General features: G+C 71.8%; 19 protein-coding genes. 12 read left to right on the top strand and 7 right to left on the bottom strand.

Translation table 11 applies throughout. From position 1 onward, the window contains the following. The 3 genes from ACFVYS_RS16745 (at position 1) to ACFVYS_RS16735 (ending at position 2,029) form a co-directional block, all read left to right on the top strand. Positions 1-651 (top strand): AIM24 family protein, encoded by a 651-nt coding sequence (locus tag ACFVYS_RS16745; protein ID WP_389502731.1) that lies wholly within the window; start codon positions 1-3, stop codon positions 649-651. 2 nt (positions 652-653) lie between these two features. Then, positions 654-1,460, top strand: coding sequence for an AIM24 family protein (locus ACFVYS_RS16740; RefSeq protein ID WP_389502729.1), 807 nt, complete (start codon positions 654-656; stop codon positions 1,458-1,460). Between the two features lie 92 nt (positions 1,461-1,552). Beyond that, the gene (locus ACFVYS_RS16735) at positions 1,553-2,029 is read left to right on the top strand and encodes a MarR family winged helix-turn-helix transcriptional regulator (protein WP_389502677.1); all 477 of its coding nucleotides are present in this window, start codon (positions 1,553-1,555) and stop codon (positions 2,027-2,029) included. Between the two features lie 76 nt (positions 2,030-2,105). Here ACFVYS_RS16735 and ACFVYS_RS16730 read toward each other — a convergent pair whose 3' ends face one another. Continuing rightward, positions 2,106-3,626 carry a sensor histidine kinase gene (locus tag ACFVYS_RS16730; protein WP_389502676.1) on the bottom strand — a complete coding sequence of 507 codons (1,521 nt, stop codon included), beginning with the start codon at positions 3,624-3,626 and terminating at the stop codon, positions 2,106-2,108. Continuing rightward, entirely contained in the window at positions 3,623-4,312 is a 690-nt protein-coding gene (locus ACFVYS_RS16725; RefSeq protein WP_389502674.1) for a response regulator transcription factor, read from the bottom strand. Before ACFVYS_RS16725 ends, ACFVYS_RS16730 begins: the two co-directional genes overlap by 4 nt. 130 nt (positions 4,313-4,442) lie before the next feature. Between ACFVYS_RS16725 and ACFVYS_RS16720 the strand changes: the two genes are divergently transcribed. Beyond that, positions 4,443-5,063: a PepSY domain-containing protein gene (locus tag ACFVYS_RS16720; protein WP_389502672.1), complete on the top strand. Its 621-nt coding sequence runs from the start codon at positions 4,443-4,445 to the stop codon at positions 5,061-5,063. 39 nt (positions 5,064-5,102) lie between these two features. On the opposite strand, the gene ACFVYS_RS16715 is transcribed toward ACFVYS_RS16720, so the two are convergent. The 3 genes from ACFVYS_RS16715 to ACFVYS_RS16705 all read right to left on the bottom strand — a co-directional run bounded on the left by ACFVYS_RS16715 (position 5,103) and on the right by ACFVYS_RS16705 (position 9,091). Next, a complete protein-coding gene (locus ACFVYS_RS16715) occupies positions 5,103-6,329 on the bottom strand; it encodes an MFS transporter (RefSeq protein ID WP_389502670.1) in 1,227 nt (408 codons plus the stop codon). A gap of 541 nt (positions 6,330-6,870) precedes the next feature. After that, positions 6,871-7,827, bottom strand: a complete 957-nt coding sequence (gene meaB / locus ACFVYS_RS16710; protein ID WP_385557803.1) for a methylmalonyl Co-A mutase-associated GTPase MeaB — start codon at positions 7,825-7,827, stop codon at positions 6,871-6,873. Positions 7,828-7,879: 52 nt separating this feature from the next. After that, complete coding sequence (locus ACFVYS_RS16705; RefSeq protein WP_389502668.1) at positions 7,880-9,091, bottom strand: acetyl-CoA C-acetyltransferase; 1,212 nt, start codon at positions 9,089-9,091, stop codon at positions 7,880-7,882. Positions 9,092-9,242: 151 nt separating this feature from the next. On the opposite strand from ACFVYS_RS16705, the gene mce reads away from it, so the two are divergent. From mce to ACFVYS_RS16670, 7 genes are all read left to right on the top strand, one after another. After that, positions 9,243-9,683 (top strand): methylmalonyl-CoA epimerase, encoded by a 441-nt coding sequence (mce, locus tag ACFVYS_RS16700; RefSeq protein WP_057603473.1) that lies wholly within the window; start codon positions 9,243-9,245, stop codon positions 9,681-9,683. A 232-nt stretch (positions 9,684-9,915) separates the two neighbouring features. Then, positions 9,916-13,797, top strand: coding sequence for a polarized growth protein Scy (scy, locus tag ACFVYS_RS16695; protein WP_389502666.1), 3,882 nt, complete (start codon positions 9,916-9,918; stop codon positions 13,795-13,797). A 183-nt stretch (positions 13,798-13,980) separates the two neighbouring features. Further along, complete coding sequence (locus ACFVYS_RS16690; protein WP_020131158.1) at positions 13,981-14,919, top strand: cellulose-binding protein; 939 nt, start codon at positions 13,981-13,983, stop codon at positions 14,917-14,919. Between the two features lie 85 nt (positions 14,920-15,004). Then, complete coding sequence (locus ACFVYS_RS16685; RefSeq protein WP_389502664.1) at positions 15,005-15,985, top strand: ABC transporter ATP-binding protein; 981 nt, start codon at positions 15,005-15,007, stop codon at positions 15,983-15,985. Beyond that, positions 15,985-16,755, top strand: a complete 771-nt coding sequence (locus tag ACFVYS_RS16680) for an ABC transporter permease (RefSeq protein ID WP_389502727.1) — start codon at positions 15,985-15,987, stop codon at positions 16,753-16,755. Before ACFVYS_RS16685 ends, ACFVYS_RS16680 begins: the two co-directional genes overlap by 1 nt. 110 nt (positions 16,756-16,865) lie before the next feature. After that, complete coding sequence (locus tag ACFVYS_RS16675) at positions 16,866-18,149, top strand: ATP-binding cassette domain-containing protein (protein WP_389502662.1); 1,284 nt, start codon at positions 16,866-16,868, stop codon at positions 18,147-18,149. After that, on the top strand, positions 18,146-19,027 hold the full coding sequence (locus ACFVYS_RS16670) for an ABC transporter permease subunit (RefSeq protein WP_389502660.1): 882 nt from the start codon (positions 18,146-18,148) through the stop codon (positions 19,025-19,027). Before ACFVYS_RS16675 ends, ACFVYS_RS16670 begins: the two co-directional genes overlap by 4 nt. A 34-nt stretch (positions 19,028-19,061) precedes the next feature. Here ACFVYS_RS16670 and ACFVYS_RS16665 read toward each other — a convergent pair whose 3' ends face one another. Beyond that, positions 19,062-19,394 (bottom strand): ATP/GTP-binding protein, encoded by a 333-nt coding sequence (locus ACFVYS_RS16665; protein WP_389502658.1) that lies wholly within the window; start codon positions 19,392-19,394, stop codon positions 19,062-19,064. A 223-nt stretch (positions 19,395-19,617) separates the two neighbouring features. Here ACFVYS_RS16665 and ACFVYS_RS16660 point away from each other — a divergent pair, with 223 nt between their 5' ends. Then, complete coding sequence (locus ACFVYS_RS16660) at positions 19,618-20,646, top strand: LLM class flavin-dependent oxidoreductase (protein ID WP_389502656.1); 1,029 nt, start codon at positions 19,618-19,620, stop codon at positions 20,644-20,646. An 83-nt stretch (positions 20,647-20,729) separates the two neighbouring features. Here ACFVYS_RS16660 and ACFVYS_RS16655 read toward each other — a convergent pair whose 3' ends face one another. Continuing rightward, positions 20,730-21,122 (bottom strand): SCO5389 family protein, encoded by a 393-nt coding sequence (locus ACFVYS_RS16655; RefSeq protein WP_020131165.1) that lies wholly within the window; start codon positions 21,120-21,122, stop codon positions 20,730-20,732. Between the last annotated feature and the right edge of the window lie 214 nt (positions 21,123-21,336).

Below are 21,336 nucleotides of genomic sequence, written 5' to 3'. Positions count from 1 at the left end.
ATGACCTTCCGCGAGATCAACTCCAAGATGGTCGAGGCGACCCTCGTCCCCGGCCAACGGCTCTTCAGCCAGCGCGGCGCCATGCTCGCCTACCGCGGCGAGGTGGCCTTCACCCCGAACGTCCAGGGCGGGCAGGGCGGGGTGATGTCCATGATCGGGCGGCGCCTCGCCAACGAGGACACCCCCCTGATGACCGTCGAGGGCAGTGGCACGGTCCTCTTCGGGCACGGCGGCCACCACGTCCAGGTCATCCGGCTCACCGGCGACACGCTGTACGTCGAGGCGGACCGGCTGCTCGCCTTCGAGGGCACCCTCCAGCAGGGCACGATGTTCCTGGGCTCCCAGGGCGGGGTCATGGGCATGGTCCGCGGCCAGGTCAGCGGGCAGGGCCTGTTCACCACCACCCTCAAGGGGCACGGAGCCGTCGCCGTGATGGCCCACGGCGGAGTCTTCGAGGTGCCGATCACCCCGCAGCGCCCGATCCATGTCGACCCCCAGGCCTACGTCGCCCACCACGGCGATGTCCGCAACAAGCTGTCCACCGCGCTGGGCTGGCGGGACATGGTGGGCCGGGGCTCCGGCGAGGCGTTCCAGCTGGAGCTGAGCGGCAGCGGTGCGGTGTTCGTCCAGGCGTCGGAGGAGAAGCTGTGAGCATGTACGGGGCTCCGGGCGGCGGCCCGACGGTGCACGACCCGATGACCCTGCCGGTCGACGACAACGTGAACAGCTACACCTTCTGCGTGGAGCTCAAGGGGAGCCAGTGGTTCCTCCAGAAGGGGAAGATGATCGCCTACTACGGGTCGATCGACTTCAACGGCATCGGACACGGCCGTCTGGACCGTCTGGTGCGCACTTCGTTCCATTCGCCTCTGCACGCCAGCGACTGGGTCGTGGCGGAGGGTTCGGGCAAGATGCTCCTCGCCGACCGGGCCTTCGACGTGAATTCGTACGACCTGGACGACGGCAACCTGACCATTCGCTCGGGCAATCTGCTCGCTTTTCAGCCAACTCTGTCGCTCAAGCAGTCGATCGTGCCGGGATTTCTCACGCTGATCGGAACCGGCAAGTTCGTCGCGGCATCTAACGGTCCGGTGGTGTTCATGGAGCCGCCGATCCGGGTCGATCCGCAGGCACTTGTCGGCTGGGCCGACTGCCCCTCTCCGTGCCATCACTACGACCACGGGTACATGACCGGCCTGATGGGCGGTCTACGTGCACTGACAGGCCTCGGAGGGGCTTCCGGGGAGGAGCACCAGTTCGAGTTCGTGGGGGCCGGGACGGTGCTGCTCCAGTCGACCGAGCTGCTCATGGCCGAGCAGGCGACGGGGGCGGTTCCGCACGAGCCGGGAGTGCCCGGCGGGGGCGGCGTACCCGGTGGACAGGGTGGCCACGGCGCGCAAACCGGCGCACCGCGCCTTCCCGGACAGCTGGGGGACCTCCAGCGTCGCTTCGGGCTGTGAGCGGTAGTCTGCGGAGTGTGACATCGAACGCGTGCGCACCGTCACACCGCCCTTACTAGTTCGCCTTTCAACATTTTAGGTAGACTTCAATTATGGAGACCGAAACGGCCACGCGCTGGCTGACCGATGCGGAGCAGTGCGCTTGGCGCACCCACCTGGAGGTCAACAGGCTGTTGACGTACCAGCTCGAAAAGGATCTCCAACCGTTCGGCCTGACCATGAACGACTACGAGATCCTGGTGAACCTCTCCGAGTCGGAGGGCGTCCGGATGCGGATGAGCGACCTCGCGTCCGCCACCCTCCAGTCCAAGAGCCGTCTCTCGCACCAGATCACCCGCATGGAGAGCGCCAACCTGGTGCGCCGTGAGAACTGCGAGTCCGACCGCCGCGGCCTGTACGCGGTCCTGACCGAGCACGGCCTGGAGACGATGCAGAAGGTCGCTCCCCGTCATGTGGAGTCCGTGCGGCGGCACTTCATCGACCTCCTCTCCCCCGACGCCACGACGGAGCTGTCCAAGGCCCTGAAGCCCGTCGCGGAACACCTCCGCGGGCAGCGGGGACGCCCGTGAGGGACCCCCGCCGACCGATCGGTTCAGGCGATCGGTACGGGTGATCGGTACGGGTGATCGGTCCCGGTGACCGGGTTCAGGCGATCGGCAGGCGGAGCGCGAACAGGGCTCCGCCTGTCGGCGTCTCACGGACCGTGAGCGTGCCACCGTGCCGGACGGCCACGTCGCGGGCGATCGCCAGGCCGAGGCCCGCCCCGCCGTCGTCACGGCCGCGGGCGTCGTCGAGCCGCACGAACCGCTCGAAGATCCGCTCCCGGTCCGCCTCGGGCACCCCGTCCCCGTCGTCGGCGACCTCGACGACGACCTGCCCGCCCGCCCTCCGCACGGTCACCGTGACGGCCGAACGGGCGTGCCGGTGGGCGTTGTCGAGCAGGTTGGCCAGCACCCGCCCCAGCTGCCCCCGCGATCCGGCCACCTCCCCGGACGCCACCTCCCCGGACGCCGGCTCCCCGGGCTCCACCAGCACCGTCACGTCCGGTCGCCCGGCCGCCTCCTCCCGGGCCAGCGCCACCGGATCCACCCGCGCGCCGGCCACCGGCCCCTCCCCCGCGTCCAGCCGGGCGAGCAGCAGCAGGTCGGCGGCCAGCCGCTGGAGCCGTACGGTGTCCTCGACCGCGCCCGGCACGTCCAGCAGCCCGGGGTGCGCGGCACCCACTTCGAGCTGGGTGCGCAGCGAGGCGATGGGGCTGCGCAGCTCGTGCGAGGCGTCGGCCACGAACCGGCGCTGACGCTCCACGGAGGTCTCCAGCGCGGCCAGCGTCTCGTTCGTCGTGCGGGCGAGCCGGGCGACCTCGTCGTGGGTGTCCGGCTCGGGCACCCGGCGGGTCAGATCGGCGGCGGCGGTGATCGCGGCCATCTCCCGCCGGATGTCCTCGACCGGGCGCAGCGCCCGCCGGGTGACCAGCCAGGTCACTCCCGCGACCACGGCGAGCAGCAGGGGGAAACCGATCAGCATGACGGTGAGTGCCGTGCGTACAGCGCTCTGCTCGGCCGCCAGGGACGCACCCGCGTACACGGTGAGCAGGCCCTTCTTCGGGTCCCGCACGTCCACGGCGGCGAAGCGGTAGTCGGCCGTGGCGCCGTCGACGGTCGCGGAGCCGTCACCGAAGCGGGTCTCGTCGCCGATCTCGCCGGGTTCGAGCGAGTCCCCCTGGGCGGAGTCGCCGTCGAGGTCGCCACTCCCGCCGTCCTCCCAGGGATCCTCCCCCGCTTCCGCTCCCGGCTTCTCCCCCGCCTCCCCTCCCGGCTCCCCCGAGGGGTCGTCCCCGGTGTCCTCCCGCGCCCGCGGCACGCTCGTGCCGGCGCCGCTGATCCGCTCCAGGTCCTCGGTGGCGGCGGCCTGGTCCCCGTTCGCGTCGACGACCTGGACCACCCGCTCGTCGTCGTCCAGCGAGGAGAGCTTGTCGTAGGGCGTACCGAGGGCCAGTTGGGCGGCGACGGTCCGCGCGGAGCGTTCCGCCTGGCCGTCGGCCCGGCCGGTCAGGCTGGAGCGCAGCGAGAGCAGCACGGCCGTCCCCGCCGCGAGGAGCGCCACCGTGACCACGAACGTGGCGCCGAGCGTCGCCCGGGCCCGCACGGACCCGAACCGGCGGTTCATCGCGCCGCCTCCGGCCGCTCCAGCCGGTAGCCGGCGCCGCGCACCGTCCGGATGAGCCCCGCGCCCAGCTTGCGGCGCAGCGCGCTGACGTACACCTCGACGATGTTGGGGTCGCCGTCGTAGGCGAAGTCCCAGACGTGGTCGAGGATCTCGGTCTTGGACACCACCTCGCCCGCCCGCACGACCAGCTGTTCCAGCACGGCGAACTCCTTGGCGGTCAGCGCGGCTTCGACCTCCGTGCCGCCGTCCCGCAGGAACACCCGCCGGGCGGCGGTGTCGACCTTCAGATCGCCCAGGACGTGCACGGCCGGGGCCCCGGTGCCCTGTCCGCCCCGGCGCAGCAGCGCCTTCACGCGGGCGACCAGGACGACGTACGAGAACGGCTTGGTGAGGTAGTCGTCCGCGCCCGTGTCCAGGCCCTCCGCCTCGTCGTACTCGCCGTCCTTGGCGGTGAGCATGAGGACCGGGACGTCGTTGCCGGCGGCCCGCAGGGTGGAGCAGACCCGGTAGCCGTTCATGCCGGGCAGCATGATGTCGAGGATGACCAGGTCGTACGGCGACTCGCTCGCCCGGTACAGCCCTTCGAGGCCGTCGTGGACGACGTCCACGGCGTAGCCCTCGGCGGTCAGGCCGCCGGCGAGCGACCGGGCCAGTCGCTTCTCGTCCTCCACGATCAACAGCCGCATGGCACCAGCGTCCCAAACCGAACCTGAAGTGATCTTCAGGCTGCTTCAGCGTGCCTTCAGCTCCGTTCAGGCAGCTTGGTCCCCGTCGAAGCCGAAGCAGGCCGAGAGCACACCGATCGGGAGGAACCCCATGAAGCGCAAGCTCGTCATCGCCGCCGTCGCCGCGTCCGTCGTGATCGGCGGAGGTACGGCGGTCGCCTTCGCGGACGACGAGGCGCGGACCGGCGCGGCCGAGGTGCGGGCCACCAAGCCGGTGGCCGCCGACCGGACCGAGGGGAGCACGGCGAGCTCCTCGAAGGCCACCGCCGCCGAGGTGATCGCGGCCGCGCTGCGGCACACGCCGGGCACCGCCGTCGGCGCCGACCGGGAGGACGACGGCGCCGACGCGGGCACCTGGCACGTGGACGTCGTCCAGGCCGACGGCGTCGAGCGGACCGTCGCCGTCTCCCCCGACACCGGCAAGGTCCTCGGCGTCCACCGCGACACCGATGACGCCGATGACGCCGATGCCGCCGATGACGACGCCGACGACACTGACGCCGACGACGCCCGTGCGGACCTCGCCGCGTTGAAGGGCGCGGACGTCGACGCCCGCGAGGCGGCGCTGGCCGTCGCCGCCGAGGGCGCGGTGACCGACGTCGAGCTGGACGACGACGACCGCGCCACGGTCTGGAGCGTGGACACCGCCAAGGCCGGCGAGTGGCAGGTGGACGTACGCACGGGCAAGGTCACCCAGGAGCTCGACGACTGACCTGGCGTCCGTCCGACCGACCCGCCGACCCGCCGGCCGTCAGGCGAGGGGCACGAGATCGTTCGTGCCCCTCCGGGCGCCTCGGGCGACGGCCGCCGCCGTCATCAGCACCACCGCGCCGGTCAGCGCGAAGCACGCCGCCACCGGCAGCCGCCCGGCCAGCGCTCCGGCGACCGCGGTACCGGCCGTGCTGCCCGCGTTGACGGCCGTGTTGACCCACGCCCCGGCCCGCACCCGGGCTTCCGGCGCGGCGATCTCGTCGGCGATGAGATACGCCGTGGTGATCGCCGGCGACACGAAGAACCCGGCGGCCGCGACGGCGACGGCGAGGGTGCCGAGCCCCGGCGCGAGTCCCGCACCGCACAACGTCAGACCGAGCCCCGCCGTGAGCAGCGGCAGCCGCGCCCCGGCCGGCGCCCGCCAGGTGACGGCCCCGTTGAGCAGCCCGCCGACGGCGCTGCCGGCCGACAGCGCGGCCAGCACCCAGGCGGCGCTCGCCCCGCCGTTCCCGTGCCCGTGGCGCTCGGCGAACGCCACGACCAGCAGATCGACCACACCCAGCGCGAGCCCCACGCCCGCGATGGCGGCCACCGGCCGCCCGAGCCCGCGCAGACCGCCGCCGGCCCGCGGCACGGTGGCCTTCCCCGGCCCCACCGCCCGCACGGCCGGCGAGGACAGGAACCCGGCCGTGCCCCCGGCCATCAGGGCCGCCCCGACGACGATCCCCGCGGTCGGCGGTGCGAAGCCGACGAGTACGCCGACCAGCAACGGCCCGGTGACGAAGAGGAGTTCCTCGGCGACCCCGTCGAGGCTGTACGCGCGTTGCAACAGGGCTCGGTCCGGGGTGAGCCTCCCCCACACCGCCCGCATGGTCGGCCCCAGCGGCGGCACACAGGCGCCCGCGACGGCCGCCAGGGCGCCCAGCACCGGAGCCGGGGCGCCGGCCGGGCGCGCCAGGGCCAGGGTGAGCAGGACGAGCACCGCGAGGTAGGCGGCGGTCATCGGGACGAGTGCCCGGCGTGGCCCGTGCCGGTCGATGAGGGCCGCCCGGGCCGGCGACAGGAAGACGGTGGTGGCTCCGAACAGGGCCATCACGGTGCCCGCCACCGCGTACGAGCCCGAGGAGCGGGTCACGGCGAGCATCAGGGACAGCGGGACGATCCCGTACGACAGCCGCCCGGTCAGGGCGGCGGCGAAGGTACGGCGGGCGTGCGGAACGCGCAGGACGACGGCATACGAAGGCCGCACGGCAGGCGAAGCGGACATGAGGAGTTCCTCGACTCATGGCAGGAGAAAAAGGGGACGCCTGATCGCCGCGAGCGGGGCGGCCGTACGCCGCTCACCGATCACGGGCCGAGGCGGGCCCTATGCCAAGAGAAGGAACATGAACGCGACCGTATCAGCGCGGCCAGGGACCCGACGAGGCCTTTTACGAAGAGCTCACCGGCTCGCCCCCATGTCCGGCACCCCCGATGCACCGCCCCCCGGCCTCGCGCACCGCACCACGGAAACCGCCGGTCAGCCACCCCCACCGACGCCCACATCGCCGCCTCGCCTCGGGCGCCCCGCCCGCCTCATCTCGGGCATCCCGCGGTCTCGCCATATGCGCCCCGCCTCGGGCCGCCGCGCTTCCCGCGTCCGGGGCGCCCCCAATGGACCGCCCGCCCGCCCGCATCGCGCGCCGCACGCCGGTGACCGCCGGGCAGCCACCCCCACCGACGCCCACATCGCCGCCTCGCCTCGGGCGCCCCGCCGCCTCGCCTCGGGCGCCCCGCCGCCTCGCCTCGGGTCGCCCCCGCTTCTCGCGTCAGCCCTGTGTCAGTCCCGCCACCAGTTCGTCCGCTGCCCGGTAGGGGTCCAGTTCGCCGGCGACGATGCGCTCGGCGAGCGTGCTCAGGCGGCGGTCGCCATGCAGGTCCCCGATGCGTTCGCGCAGGGCCGTGACGGCGATCGTCTCGACCTCGCGGGCGGCGCGGGAGCGGCGCCGTTCGGTGAGGACGCCGTGCTCCTCCATCCACGCGCGGTGCTTCTCCAGTGCCTCGACGACCTCGTCGATGCCCTCGGCGCGGGCGGCGACCGTCTTGACGATCGGCGGGCGCCAGTCCCCGGGGCCGCGGGCCTCCCCGAGGCCGAGCATGTGGTTCAGTTCGCGGGCGGTGGCGTCGGCGCCGTCCCGGTCCGCCTTGTTGACGACGTAGACGTCGCCGATCTCCAGGATCCCGGCCTTGGCGGCCTGGATGCCGTCGCCCATGCCCGGGGCCAGCAGGACGACACTGGTGTCGGCCTGGGACGCGATCTCGACCTCCGACTGGCCGACGCCGACCGTCTCGACCAGGATCACGTCGCAGCCGGCCGCATCCAGTACCCGGATCGCCTGCGGGGCCGACCAGGCGAGGCCGCCCAGATGGCCGCGGGTGGCCATCGAGCGGATGTAGACGCCGGGGTCGGAGGCGTGCTCCGACATCCGGACGCGGTCGCCGAGCAGGGCGCCCCCGGAGAACGGCGAGGACGGGTCGACGGCCAGCACCCCGACCCGTCGGCCCTGCTTGCGGTAGGCGGTGACCAGCGCGGACGTCGACGTGGACTTGCCCACGCCCGGTGAACCGGTCAGGCCCACCACATACGCGTTGCCCGTGAGCGGGGCCAGCGCCTCCATGACCTCCCTGAGCTGCGGGGACGCCCCCTCCACCAGGGAGATCAGCCGGGCCACGGCCCGCGGCCGGCCTTCCCTGGCCTGGGCGACCAGCGAGGAGACGTCCTGCATCACAGCTCCGTTCAGATCCGTTCAGGATGAGACATGCGCGAGGCGCGAGGGGTCAGGCCTTGGGTACCCGCACGATCAGCGCGTCACCCTGACCGCCGCCGCCGCACAGCGCGGCCGCGCCCACACCGCCGCCCCGGCGCCTGAGCTCCAGGGCCAGGTGCAGGACGAGACGGGCGCCGGACATGCCGATCGGGTGGCCCAGGGCGATCGCCCCGCCGTTCACGTTCACCTTTTCCGTGGAGACGCCCAGGTCCTTCATTGACTGCACCGCCACCGCGGCGAAGGCCTCGTTGATCTCGACCAGGTCCAGGTCGGAGACCTCCAGGCCGTCCTTCTTCAGGGCGTGCAGGATGGCGTTGGAGGGCTGGGACTGGAGCGAGTTGTCCGGCCCGGCCACGTTGCCGTGGGCGCCGATCTCGGCGATCCACGACAGGCCCAGCTGCTCGGCCTTGGCCTTGCTCATCACGACCACGGCCGCCGCGCCGTCGGAGATCTGCGAGGAGGTGCCCGCGGTGATCGTGCCGTCCCGGGTGAACGCCGGGCGGAGCTTGCCCAGGGACTCCGCGGTGGTGTCGGCGCGGATGCCCTCGTCCTTGCTGAAGACGACCGGCTCGCCCTTGCGCTGCGGGATCTCGACCGGGGTGATCTCGGCCTCGAAGATGCCGTTCTTCTGCGCGGCGGCGGCCCTCTGATGGCTCAGCGCGGCGATCTCGTCCTGCTCGGGACGCGCGATCCCGAGCCGCGTGTTGTGCTTCTCCGTGGACTCGCCCATGGCGATGTTCTCGAAGGCGTCGGTGAGACCGTCGTACGCCATCGCGTCGAGCATCTCGATCGCGCCGTACTTGAAGCCCTCGCGGGACTTCGGCAGCAGGTGGGGGGCGTTGGTCATGGACTCCTGGCCGCCGGCCACCACGATGTCGAACTCACCCGCGCGGATCAGCTGGTCGGCCAGCGCGATCGCGTCGAGGCCCGACAGACACACCTTGTTGATCGTGAGCGCCGGGACGCTCATCGGGATGCCGGCCTTGACCGCGGCCTGACGGGCCGGGATCTGCCCCGCACCGGCCTGGAGCACCTGCCCCATGATCACGTACTGCACCTGGTCGCCGCCGATCCCCGCACGGTCGAGGGCGGCCTTGATCGCGAAGCCGCCGAGGTCGGCTCCGGAGAAGGACTTCAGGGAGCCCAGCAGTCGTCCCATGGGCGTCCGCGCGCCCGCGACGATCACCGAGGTCGTGCCGTTGGAACCAGTCGAGTCAGTCATGAGCTGCGATTCCCCTTACCGGCCCGCACAGGCCGAGGAGTGAACGAGGGTTTACTTCGAATGTACTGAGTGGCACTCCGTGCCGTCATCGGGCCGTCAGTGTGATCGCGCGCACGTTGCGTAACCATCACGGCCGCGCTCCACTAACAACATGCTGACGCGAATCGACCACATCGGGATCGCCTGCCACGACCTCGACGCGACCGTCGAGTTCTACCGTTCCACGTACGGCTTCGAGGTGTTCCACTCCGAGGTCAACGAGGAGCAGGGCGTGCGCGAGGCCATGCTCAAGATCAACGATACGTCCGACGGCGGTGCCTCGTACCTGCAGCTCCTGGAGCCGACACGACCGGATTCGACCGTCGCCAAGTGGCTCGACAAGAACGGCGAGGGCGTCCACCACATCGCTTTCGGTACGGCGGATGTCGACGCGGACGCCGCGGACATCAAGGACAAGGGCGTACGCGTTCTGTACGAAGAGCCCCGACGTGGCTCCATGGGGTCACGAATCACCTTCCTGCATCCAAAGGATTGCCACGGAGTACTGACAGAACTGGTCACATCGGCGCCCGTTGAGTCACCTGAGCACTGACCCTCGTACATATGGGCCGGTAGGGTTGGGGGCGGTCGCCGCTCACACCGGGGCGACCCGGTCCTGCCGTACGGCGGCGGGACGCAGCCGGGGTCCGGGTTTCGGGGGGCGAGCGTCGGGGCAGCAGCCCGTGCTCCGCCGTTGATCTGACACCATTCCCCGGGAGCCCCGTTCGGCGGATGGACGGAGCTCGTTCGGGAAGCTTGCGACCAGGGACGGATGGGACCGCGCAGTGCGGGGCTACGAGAGCCAGGAGCGGGAACCGGCGGCTGACGTCGACCACCTGACTCGGTTCGAAGCCGAGATGAAGCGGCTGAAGACCGAGCGGGAAAAGGCGATCCAGCATGCCGAGGACCTCGGCTACCAGGTCGAGGTGCTGCGCGCCAAGTTGCACGAGGCGCGGCGCACCATCATGTCCCGGCCCGCCTTCGACGGCGGCGACATCGGGTACCAGGCCGAGCAGATGCTGCGTAACGCGCAGATGCAGGCCGACCAGTTGCGGCAGGACGCCGAACGGGAGCTGAGTCAGGCCCGGGCGCAGACGCAGCGGATCCTCCAGGAGCACGCCGAACAGGCGGCCCGGCTCCAGGCGGAGCTGCACCAGGAGGCGGTGGCCCGCCGTCAGCAGCTCGACCAGGAGCTGGCCGAGCGCCGGCAGAACGTCGAGTCGCACGTCAACGAGAACGTGGCGTGGGCCGAGCAGTTGCGGGCCCGCACCGAGGCTCAGGCGCGCCGGCTGCTCGACGAGTCGCGGGCCGAGGCCGAGCAGGCCCTGACGGCCGCCCGCGCCGAGGCCGAACGGGTGGCCGCGGAGGCCCGCCAGCGGCTCCAGGCGGACGCCGAGGCGACCCGCGCGGAGGCCGAGCAACTGCTGCTGCGGGCCCGCACCGACGCCGAACGCCTGCTGAACGCCGCTTCCAGCCAGGCCCAGGAGGCCAGCGACCACGCCGAGCAGCTGCGCACCTCCACCGTCACGGAGTCCGACGCGGCCCGCCGGCAGGCCGGTGAGCTCAGCCGCGCCGCCGAGCAGCGCATGTCCGAGGCCGAGGAGGCGCTGCGCAAGGCGCAGGCCGAGGCCGACAAGGTGCTCGCGGAGGCGAAGGCCACTGCCGAGAAGGCGCTCGCCGGCGCGGAGGCGGCCAAGGAGCAGCGCACCCGTACGGCGAAGGAGCAGGTCGCCCGGCTGGTCAGCGAGGCGACCAAGGAGGCCGAGGCCACCAAGGCCGACGCCGAGCAGCTCGTCGCCGACGCCCGCAGCGAGGCCGAGAAGATCGTCGCGGAGGCCGCCGAGAAGGCCCGCACGCTCACCGCCGAGGAGAGCGCGACCCAGCTGTCCAAGGCGGCGAAGACCGCCGAGGACGTGCTGAACAAGGCGCAGGAGGACGCGCAGAACACCACCAAGGCCGCCGCCGAGGAGGCCGAGCGGATCCGTCGCGAGGCGGAGACCGAGGCGGACCGGCTGCGTGCCGAGGCGCACGACATCGCCGAGCAGCTCAAGGGCTCGGCGAAGGACGACACCAAGGAGTACCGCGCCAAGACGGTCGAGCTCCAGGAGGAGGCCCGTCGGCTGCGCGGCGACGCCGAGCAGTTGCGTGCGGACGCGGTCGCCGAGGGCGAGAAGATCCGCGCGGAGGCCCGCAAGGAGGCCGTCCAGCAGATCGAGGAGGCGGCCAGGACCGCCGAGGAGCTGCTGTCCAAGGCGAAGGCCGACGCCGACGAGCTGCGCCAGAAGGCCACCTCGGACAGCGAGAAGGTGCGCACCGAGGCCATCGAGCGCGCCACCACGCTGCGCCGGCAGGCCGAGGAGACCCTGGAGCGCACCCGCGCGGAGGCCGAGCGCCAGCGCGACGAGGCGGTGGAGCTGGCCGAGACCATCACCGCGAACGCCGAGGAGGCCGCGCGCGAGCTGCGCGAGGAGACCGAACGCGGGGTCGAGGCCCGGCAGGCGGAGGCCGCCGAGGAGCTGAACCGGCTGCACACCGAGGCGGAGTCCCGGCTCGCCTCCGCCGAACAGGCGCTCACCGACGCCCGCGAGGAGGCCGCGCGGATCCGCCGCGAGGCCGGCGAGGAGACCGACCGGCTGCGCTCGGAGGCCGCGGAGCGGATCCGCACCCTCCAGCAGCAGGCCGCCGCCGAGGTGGACCGGCTGCGCAACGAGGCCGCCGCCGACGCGTCCGCCTCGCGCGCCGAGGGCGAGGCCGTCGCGGTGCGGCTGCGTTCCGAGGCCGCGGCCGAGGCGGAGCGGCTGAAGTCGGAGGCGCAGGACACCGCCGACCGGGTGCGCGCGGAGGCGCAGGCCGCCGCCGAGCGGCTGGCCACCGAGGCGTCCGAGACGCTGGCCGCCGCCCAGGAGGAGGCGCTCCGGCGCCGTCGCGAGGCCGAGGAGCTCCTCGGTTCCGCCCGCCAGGAGGCGGACCAGGAGCGCGAGCAGGCCCGTCGGCAGAGCGAGGAACTGCTGGCCTCGGCGCGCAAGCGCGTGGAGGAGGCGCAGACCGAGTCCGTCCGGCTGGTCGAGGAGGCCGACCGGCGGGCCAATGAGATGGTGTCGGCGGCCGAGCAGCACGCGCAGCAGGTGCGGGAGTCCGTCGCCGGGCTGCACGAGCAGGCGCAGGACGAGATCAACGGGCTGCGGTCCGCCGCCGAGCACGCGGCGGAACGCACCCGGCGCGAGGCCGAGGAAGAGGCGGACCGGGTCCGTTCCGACGCCTACGCGGTGCAGGAGCGGGCGGCCGAGGACGCCAACCGGGTCCGGCGTGAGGCGAGCGAGGCGTCGGAGGCCGCGCAGGCGCTGGCCGAGCAGACCGTCGGCGAGGCGATCGCGGAGGCGGAGCGGCTGCGCTCGGAGGCGTCCGCGCACGCCCAGCGGGTCCGCACCGAGGCCTCGGACGCCATCGCCCAGGCCGACCAGGACGCCTCGCGCACCCGCGCGGACGCCCGGGATGACGCCAACCGCATCCGCTCGGACGCGGCGACGCAGGCCGACACCCTCATCACCGAGGCCCGCAACGAGGCGGAGCGGCTCCAGACGGAGACGATCGCGGAGGCCGAGCGCCTCCAGTCCGAGACGATCGCGGAGGCCGACCGGCTGCGGGCCGAGTCCGTCGCCAAGGCGGAGAAGCTGATCTCGGACGCCGCCGGGGACGCGGAGCGGCTGCGCGCCGAGGCCGCCGAGACGGTGGGTTCCGCGCAGCAGCACGCCGAGCGGATCCGCACCGAGTCCGAGCGCGTCAGGACGGTGGCGGCCGCGGAGGCCGACCGTCTGATGAGCGTCGCCCGCGAGGAGGCCGACTCGACGCTGGACGAGGCCCGCAAGGAGGCCAACAAGCGGCGCTCCGAGGCGGCCGAGCAGGTCGACACGCTCATCACGGAGACCGCGGCCGAGGCGGACAAGCTGCTCACGGAGGCGCAGCAGCAGGCGCAGCAGGTCACGGCGGACGCGGAGGCGCAGGCCGACTCGATGGTCGGCGCGGCCCGCAGCGAGGCCGAGCGGCTGGTCTCCGAGGCGACCGTCGAGGGGAACTCCCGGGTGGAGAAGGCTCGTACGGACGCCGACGAACTGCTGATCGGCGCCCGCCGGGACGCGACCGCCATAAGGGAGCGGGCGGAGGAGCTGCGCGACCGCATCACGAGCGAGATCGAGGGGCTGCACGAGCGGGCCCGCCGCGAGGCCGCCGAGACGATGAAGTCGACCGGCGACCGCTGCGACGCGCTCATCAAGGCGTCCGAGGAGCAGCTCGCCAAGGCGCAGGCGAAGGCGAAGGAGCTGGTGTCGGACGCCAACTCCGAGGCGGGCAAGGTCCGTATCGCCGCCGTGAAGAAGGCCGAGGGACTGCTCAAGGAGGCCGAGCAGAAGAAGGCGACGCTCGTGCGGGAGGCCGAGGAGCTCAAGGCCGAGGCGATCCGCGAGGCGCGGCGCACGGTCGAGGAGGGCAAGCGCGAGCTGGAGGTCCTGGTGCGCCGGCGTGAGGACATCAACGCCGAGATCTCCCGGGTCCAGGACGTGCTGGAGGCGCTGGAATCCTTCGAGGTACCGACCGGCGGCAAGGACGGGGGCGTCAAGGCGGGCGCCACCATCGGGGCGCCCCGATCGGGTGGGAAGGCCTCGGACGGCTAGCGGAATGTGTGAATTGCGTTAAAGTCTCGCGCCTTTGACCGGACCTTTGGCAAGCGCTCTGCCGCTCAGCCACCCAAAAGGGGTGTCATTCTCCAGATCAAACACGTATACGCTCGATGACACACCGTTCAGGGCCCTAGGATTCCACCTATCACCTCACCGGTCTCATTCGACAGGAACCCCATGAGCGACACTTCCCCCTACGGCTTCGAGCTTGTGCGGCGTGGGTACGACCGCGCTCAGGTGGACGAACGCATCTCGAAGCTCGTCTCCGACCGTGACAGCGCTCTGGCCCGTATCACTGCTCTGGAAAAGCGCATCGAGGAGCTCCACCTCGAGACGCAGAACGCCCAGGCTCAGGTAAGCGACGCGGAGCCGTCGTACGCCGGCCTCGGCGCGCGTGTCGAGAAGATCCTCCGCCTCGCCGAGGAAGAGGCCAAGGATCTGCGCGAGGAGGCCCGTCGCGCCGCCGAGCAGCACCGTGAGCTCGCCGAGTCGGCGGCTCAGCAGGTGCGCAACGACGCGGAGTCGTTCGCCGCGGAGCGCAAGGCGAAGTCCGAGGACGAGGGCGTCCGGATCGTCGAGAAGGCCAAGAGCGACGCGTCGCAGCTGCGGTCCGAGGCGCAGAAGGACGCGCAGTCGAAGCGTGAGGAGGCGGACGCCCTCTTCGAGGAGACCCGTGCCAAGGCCGCGCAGGCCGCCGCCGACTTCGAGACGAACCTCGCCAAGCGCCGCGAGCAGTCGGAGCGCGACCTGGCGTCCCGTCAGCAGAAGGCGGAGAAGCGTCTCGCGGAGATCGAGCACCGCGCGGAGCAGCTGCGCCTGGAGGCCGAGAAGCTGCGTACCGACGCGGAGCGCCGGGCCCGTCAGACCGTCGAGACGGCGCAGCGCCAGGCCGAGGACATCGTGGCCGACGCCAATGCCAAGGCGGACCGCATCCGTTCCGAGTCCGAGCGCGAGCTGGCGGCCCTCACCAACCGCCGCGACTCGATCAACGCCCAGCTGACGAACGTCCGCGAGATGCTCGCCACGCTGACCGGCGCCGCGGTGGCCGCGGCCGGCACGCCGTCCACGGACGACGAGCCGATCTCCCGCGGGGTCCCGGCGCAGCAGTCCCGGTAACGTCCACGGGTACGGCGACCGAACATCGGCGAAGCCCTTTGCCACTCCGGTGGCAGAGGGCTTTGTCGCGCTTTAGCGTGGCCGCATGATCGAGCTGTCTGGCCTGACGAAGCGGTACGGCGAGAAGGTCGCGGTGAACAACCTCACCTGCACCGTCAGACCGGGCATCGTCACGGGCTTCCTCGGTCCCAACGGCGCGGGCAAGTCCACCACCATGCGGATGATGCTGGGCCTCGACCGGCCGACCGCCGGCGACGTCCGCATCGACGGGCAGCACTACGACCGGCTGAAGGACCCCCTCAGGTACATCGGCGCCCTGCTGGACGCCAAGGCCATGCACGGCGGGCGCAGCGCCTTCAACCATCTGCTGTGTCTGGCGCAGAGCAACGGCATCCCGCAGAGCCGGGTGCACGAGGTGCTGGACACCGTCGGTCTGACCTCCGTGGCGAGGAAGAAGGCCAAGGGGTTCTCGCTGGGGATGGGACAGCGGCTGGGCATCGCGGGCGCGCTCCTCGGCGACCCCCGGATCCTGATGTTCGACGAGCCGGTCAACGGCCTCGACCCCGAGGGCATCCACTGGATCCGCAACCTGATGAAGTCGCTGGCCGCGCAGGGGCGGACCGTGTTCGTCTCCTCCCACCTCATGAGCGAGATGGCGCTGACCGCCGATCACCTGATCGTGATCGGGCAGGGCCGGCTGCTCGCCGACACCTCGATGGCCGACTTCATCGCGCAGAACTCGCGCTCGTACGTCCGTATCCGTACCCCGCAGCGGGAGCGGCTGCTCGACGTGCTGCACGGCGCCGGGGTCCTGGTCGTCGAGTCCGGCAGCGGGGTACTGGAGGTCGACGGCGACAAGTCCGAGCACATCGGGGAGCTGGCCGCGCAGCACCAGATCGTGCTGCACGAGCTGAGTCCCCAGCGGGCCTCCCTGGAGGAGGCGTTCATGCAGCTCACCGCGGAGTCGGTGGAGTACCACGCGCACACGGACACACCCCCCGGTCCGCTCGAACAGTTCGAGCAGCCCGGACCGCAGTGGGGCGACGACTGGACGAGGAGCCGATGATGGCGGCGACCCAGGTCATCCGGTCCGAGTGGACCAAGATCCGGTCGGTGGCCTCCACCGTGTGGACGCTCTCGCTGGCGGTGGTGGTCACCGTCGCCCTCGGCATGCTGATCTCGGCGTTCACGGGCAATGAGTTCGACAACATGAGCCGCGACGACCGGCTCTCCTTCGACCCCACCTTCATCAGCTTCGCCGGGATGAGCCTCGGTCAGCTCGCGATGATCGTGTTCGGGGTGCTGGTCGTGTCGAACGAGTACAGCACCGGCATGATCCGCACCTCGCTGGCCGCCGTGCCGCAACGTGGCACCTTCCTGTTCAGCAAGATCGCGGTGGCCACCGGGCTCGCGCTGGCCGTGGGGCTGGCCACCAGCTTCGTCACGTTCTTCCTGGGGCAGGCCATGCTCGGCTCCCACAAGGCGTCGATCGGGGACACCGGAGTCCTGCGGGCGGTCATCGGCGGCGGTCTGTACATGACGCTCATCGCCGTGTTCTCGATGGGGGTGGCCACGATGCTGCGCTCGCCGATGCTGTCGCTCGGCATTCTGATGCCGTTCTTCTTCCTGATCTCCAACATCCTCGGCAACGTCTCGGCGACGAAGAAGATCGGCCGGTATCTGCCCGACCAGGCGGGCAGCAAGATCATGCAGGTGGTCACGCCGATCGACGACGACACCCCGTACGGGCCCTGGGGCGGTTTCGGAATCATGGCCCTGTGGGCCCTCGCCGCGCTGGCGGGCGGCTATCTCCTGCTGAAGAAACGCGACGCGTAACGCTTTGGTCTTTGCTTTCATTTGAGCGGAACCGTCAGCGCCCCGATAGTCTCCTAACCCTTACGGGGGCGTGTGCCCTGCTGTCCTGAACCTTTCGATGGGTGCGGAGCATGATCGAAGCAGTCGGCCTGACCAAGCGCTACGGCGACAAGACCGCTGTGTACAACCTTTCCTTCCAGGTGCGGCCCGGCGCTGTCACCGGCTTCCTAGGGCCGAACGGCTCGGGCAAGTCGACGACCATGCGGATGATCCTGGGGCTGGACAACCCGACCTCCGGGACGGTGACGATCGGCGGCTACCCGTACCGCAAGCTGCCGAACGCCGCCCGCCAGGTGGGTGCCCTGCTGGACGCCAAGGCGGTGCACGGCGGCCGGCACGCCCGCAACCACCTGCTGAGCCTGGCCCAGCTGTCCGGCATCCCGGCCCGGCGGGTCGACGAGGTCCTCGGCGTCGTCGGCCTCCAGGACGTGGCACGCAAGCGTTCCAAGGGCTTCTCCCTGGGCATGGGCCAGCGGCTCGGCATCGCGGCCGCGCTGCTCGGCGACCCGCAGGTGCTGCTCTTCGACGAGCCGGTCAACGGCCTCGACCCCGAGGGCATCCTCTGGGTTCGCAACCTGATGAAGTCGCTGGCCGCCGAGGGCCGCACGGTGTTCGTCTCCTCCCACCTCATGAGCGAGATGGCGGTGACCGCCGATCACCTGATCGTGATCGGGCGCGGGCAGTTGCTCTCCGACATGAGCGTGAAGGACTTCATCTCGGCCAACTCCGCCGACTTCGCGCGGGTCCGCACCCCGCACACCGAACCCCAGCTGCGCGAGAAGCTGGCCTCCGCGCTCACCGAGGCGGGCGGCCATGTGCTGCCCGAACAGGACGGCGCGCTGCGGGTGACCGGGCTGGCGCTGCCCCGCATCAGCGACATCGCCCACGAAGGCGACGTCCGCCTGTGGGAGTTGTCGCCGCACCAGGCCTCGCTGGAAGAGGCGTACATGCGGATGACGCAGGGCGCCGTCGACTACCGGTCCACCATCGACCAGAAGGCCGGTCTCCAGCAGCAGCTCGCGCCCGGCGCGCAGCCGCCCATGCCGGTGCCGGGCCAGGGCCAGCCGGGCTGGTACGCCCCGCCGCCGCAGCACCCCGGATACGCTGCGCCGCAGCAGCCGGTCCAGGCGCCCCCGGCGGCCTCCTACGGGGCGTACGGCGCCCCCGGGACCCCCGCCACGGCACCCGGCCCGAACGGGGCCAACCCGTACGCGCAAGCGCCCGCACAGGCCCCGGCGTCGCCGGCGGCGGCACCGTCCGCACCCGCCCCGGCCGAGCCGGCCGAGCCGGCCCCGGCCGCTCCCGCCGCTCCCGCCCCCGACGCCGCCCCGACCAAGTCCGAGGACGCCCGATGAGCACCCCGCAGCACCCGTCGCCGCAGGCCGCGCCCGCCTGGCAGGGGGCGCCCGGTCCCGCGTACGCCGCGGCCGGCCCCGCCTACACCTCGCCGATCCCGATCGTGCGCACGCACCTCGGGCACGCCATCACCTCGGAGTGGACGAAGATCCGGTCGGTGCGCTCCACGATGTGGACGCTGGGCGTGTTCGTGCTGCTCGTCGTCGGCATCGGGCTGCTGGCCGGCGCGATCGTCGCCGCGAACGCGACCGAGGGCGACCTCGCGGGCGACACCGCCCTGTCGTTCGGCTTCTTCGGGCTGCTCCTGGGCAGCATGTGCATCATCACGCTCGGCGTGCTGACCACGGCCTCGGAGTACGGCACCGGCATGATCCGCACGACGATGGTGGCCTGCCCGTCCCGCGGCCGGGTGCTCGCCGCGAAGGCGGTCGTGTTCTTCGCCGTCGCGTTCGTCGTCACGCTCGTGTCCACGGGCTTCGTCGCCATGGTGCACGTGGGGATGCTGGGCGATGCCCGGCAGCCGACCGGCTCGGAGTGGCTCAAGGCCACCTTCGGGGTGTCCCTCTACATCGCGCTGCTCGGGCTGATCTCGCTGGCCGTCGGCTCGATCATCCGGCACTCGGCCGGCGCCATCACCATCATGATCGGTGTCCTGCTGGCCCCGCTGGTCATCGCGATCTTCATGTTCTCGTCCTCGCTGGAGGGCCTGCGCCAGGCGCTGTTCGAGTACTCGATCCCGAGCCAGATGAGCGTGTTCTACTCGTCCTCGCTCAGCGAGAGCGGGCCGACCGGCTGGGACCCGCTGTGGATCGCGCTCGGCGTCACCGCCGTCGTGCTCGGCGGCGCCTTCGCCCTGCTGGAGAAGCGCGACGTCTGAGAGCTGACGGCCGACGGCTGACAGCCGACGGCCGCTAGAACCTCGGCGCGTTACGGGACCGCCGCACCCCCGGGGTGCGGCGGTCCCGTGCGTTCCAGCACGCCTTGTGCCAGTGCCGGCGGTCGTCGACGCCCGCGTGCTCGGGCCAGACGACGACATGCGGCACACCGTCGGGGATCAGCTGGTCGCAGCCCGGGCACCGGTACGCCTTGCCCTGGGCGCTCGCGCCGGCCACGTGCCGCACACTCCACTGCTCGCCCTGCCAGCTCTCCCCCGACTGCCAGCCGCCGTAGCGTCTCGCGCGGTCGTCCTCGGCGCTCTGGCCGGACGAGCCCTCACCCTTGGGGCGGTTGCGACGCGGGGACACGGGACACCTCACGGGGCTATACAGGGACCAGGATTGCTGTCCAGCCTACGCGGCGTGCGCGCGGGTATCCGTAGGGCAGCGAGCCCCCACAAGTCGCCCTCCCGGACGTCCCGTTCTCCAGACAATCCGCAAATCTCTCCGCCAGGCCGTGTCCTCGGCACGTGTCAGACGGTTATGCCGGGTGGGGGAGCTCCGTGTCGGAGCCAAGGAAGCAGGAAAGTCCATGCGCGTTGGAAGTTTCGTGTTGGGAGCCCAGTTCCCCGGCCAGGGTCAGGGAGAGGCGCTGCACCGCGCGGTCCGCTCGGCCGAGGTGGCGGAGGAGGCGGGCCTCGACTCGGTCTGGCTGGCCGAGCACCACTTCGTGCCGTACGGCACATGCCCGTCGGCGGTCACGCTCGCCGCTCTGCTGCTGGGCCGCACCCGCCGCATCCGGGTCGGCACGGCGGTCAGCGTACTGCCCACCGTCCACCCCGTAGCGCTGGGCGAGCAGGCCGCGCTGCTGCACCTGACGAGCGGCGGCCGCTTCTCGCTGGGCGTGGGGCGCGGCGGCCCGTGGGTCGACCTGGAGGTGTTCGGCGCGGGCCTGGAGGCGTACGAGCGGGGGTTCCCGGAATCACTCGATCTGCTGGTGCGCTGGCTGCGCGACCCCTCGGTGGGGGCCGACGGCGAGCGGTTCCGCTTCCGCGAAGTCCCCGTGGTCCCCCGGCCGTCGGAGGCGCTGACGGACGCGTCGGGCCCGGAGGTCGTCGTCGCGTGCACCTCGCCGGCGAGCGTACGGCTGGCCGCCGAGCGCGGGCTGCCGATGCTCCTCGGCATGCACGTGGGGGACGAGGAGAAGGCCGAGATGGTCGCCGCGTGGCGGCAGTACGCGCGCGCGGCCGGGCGGTCCGGGGACGAGATCCGGGGCGCGGGGCATGTCTCGGCGGGCGTCTGCCAGATCGCGGACCGGCGCACGGACGCGGTGGAGACCTTGGTGAAGGCGATGCCGGGCTGGCTGCGGCAGGGGCTCGACGCCCATGTGACGGTGGACGGCCGGGCCCGCTCCATGCGGGACCCGGTGGCATACACCGAACTGCTCTGCGGGCTGCACCCGGTGGGCACCCCGCGGCTGTGCGTCGACCGTCTCGCGGCGACCGGCGAGCGGACCGGCATCTCGCGTTTCGCCCTGCTGGTCGAGGGTTCCGGCGACCTGGCGGCCACCGAGGAGAACGTACGGCGGCTGGGCTCGGAGGTGCTCCCCCACCTCCGGTGAACAGCCCAGCCGGCCGCGAGGCTTGCCGCTCCCGTACTGATGGAACCTCCCGCGTCAGGAGCGGCAAGCAACAGGCTCACGTGTCAGCAGTCCCGGAATTCCGGGGACTGGTTCAGCACCTGGCTGCGGACCGAGGTGAATCGGGCGAGCTTCTCGTCGACAGCCGGCTCCAACGGGAACACCGCCACCCGGTGGCAGTTCTGGAAGGCCAGCCGCACACCGAAGTGCCGCTGGAGCGCGCCGCGTATGGCGTCACTCGCGAGCGCGCGCAGCAACTGCCCGCGTGCCTGCTCGTCCGGCGGGGGCGTCTGGTTGTCGGCGAAGTCTCCGCCGTCCACCTTCAGCTGGGCCACCAGGGAGCTGACCATCTCCCATGCGTAGGGCAGGGAGGTCCGGACGCAGTCGACGAATTCTGCTTCGTCGACCTCGCCTCGCTCGGCCTGTTCGAGTAGGGCCGGTGAGACGTCGAGCGACATGGGTACTCCTCTCGCACCCCCGGAACATCAGGGGTTGCCGGACAGGGAAAGGGAGTTCGCATGCCGAAACACCGCACACGCTGAGTACACGCATCGCGACCTCCCGTTCACTACGGTAGGCAACGGACCGTGACCGCACCAGGAGAATGGGCACATAGGGAACTCCAAGTAGGCACACAATCGGCCACTGCCGAGCAGCTGCCGAACGAGGGGT

It is taken from the genome of Streptomyces sp. NPDC058295 (assembly GCF_042880655.1).
In the GTDB taxonomy this organism is placed as follows: Bacteria; Actinomycetota; Actinomycetes; order Streptomycetales; family Streptomycetaceae; genus Streptomyces; species Streptomyces coriariae.
This window is presented reverse-complemented; position numbering and strand designations above follow the sequence as displayed.

Bases quoted from the DNA above. Each gene is read 5' to 3' on its own strand.
- ACFVYS_RS16655 (WP_020131165.1), bottom strand. From the start codon at position 21,122: ATGTCGCTCGACGTCTCACCGGCCCTACTCGAACAGGCCGAGCGAGGC.
- ACFVYS_RS16730 (WP_389502676.1), bottom strand. From the start codon at position 3,626: ATGAACCGCCGGTTCGGGTCCGTGCGGGCCCGGGCGACGCTCGGCGCC.
- ACFVYS_RS16685 (WP_389502664.1), top strand. From the start codon at position 15,005: ATGATCGAGCTGTCTGGCCTGACGAAGCGGTACGGCGAGAAGGTCGCG.
- ACFVYS_RS16735 (WP_389502677.1), top strand. From the start codon at position 1,553: ATGGAGACCGAAACGGCCACGCGCTGGCTGACCGATGCGGAGCAGTGC.
- ACFVYS_RS16675 (WP_389502662.1), top strand. From the start codon at position 16,866: ATGATCGAAGCAGTCGGCCTGACCAAGCGCTACGGCGACAAGACCGCT.
- ACFVYS_RS16690 (WP_020131158.1), top strand. From the start codon at position 13,981: ATGAGCGACACTTCCCCCTACGGCTTCGAGCTTGTGCGGCGTGGGTAC.
- ACFVYS_RS16715 (WP_389502670.1), bottom strand. From the start codon at position 6,329: ATGTCCGCTTCGCCTGCCGTGCGGCCTTCGTATGCCGTCGTCCTGCGC.
- meaB (WP_385557803.1), bottom strand. From the start codon at position 7,827: ATGCAGGACGTCTCCTCGCTGGTCGCCCAGGCCAGGGAAGGCCGGCCG.
- ACFVYS_RS16740 (WP_389502729.1), top strand. From the start codon at position 654: ATGTACGGGGCTCCGGGCGGCGGCCCGACGGTGCACGACCCGATGACC.
- ACFVYS_RS16680 (WP_389502727.1), top strand. From the start codon at position 15,985: ATGGCGGCGACCCAGGTCATCCGGTCCGAGTGGACCAAGATCCGGTCG.
- ACFVYS_RS16705 (WP_389502668.1), bottom strand. From the start codon at position 9,091: ATGACTGACTCGACTGGTTCCAACGGCACGACCTCGGTGATCGTCGCG.
- ACFVYS_RS16670 (WP_389502660.1), top strand. From the start codon at position 18,146: ATGAGCACCCCGCAGCACCCGTCGCCGCAGGCCGCGCCCGCCTGGCAG.
- ACFVYS_RS16725 (WP_389502674.1), bottom strand. From the start codon at position 4,312: ATGCGGCTGTTGATCGTGGAGGACGAGAAGCGACTGGCCCGGTCGCTC.
- ACFVYS_RS16745 (WP_389502731.1), top strand. From the start codon at position 1: ATGACCTTCCGCGAGATCAACTCCAAGATGGTCGAGGCGACCCTCGTC.
- ACFVYS_RS16720 (WP_389502672.1), top strand. From the start codon at position 4,443: ATGAAGCGCAAGCTCGTCATCGCCGCCGTCGCCGCGTCCGTCGTGATC.
- mce (WP_057603473.1), top strand. From the start codon at position 9,243: ATGCTGACGCGAATCGACCACATCGGGATCGCCTGCCACGACCTCGAC.
- ACFVYS_RS16660 (WP_389502656.1), top strand. From the start codon at position 19,618: ATGCGCGTTGGAAGTTTCGTGTTGGGAGCCCAGTTCCCCGGCCAGGGT.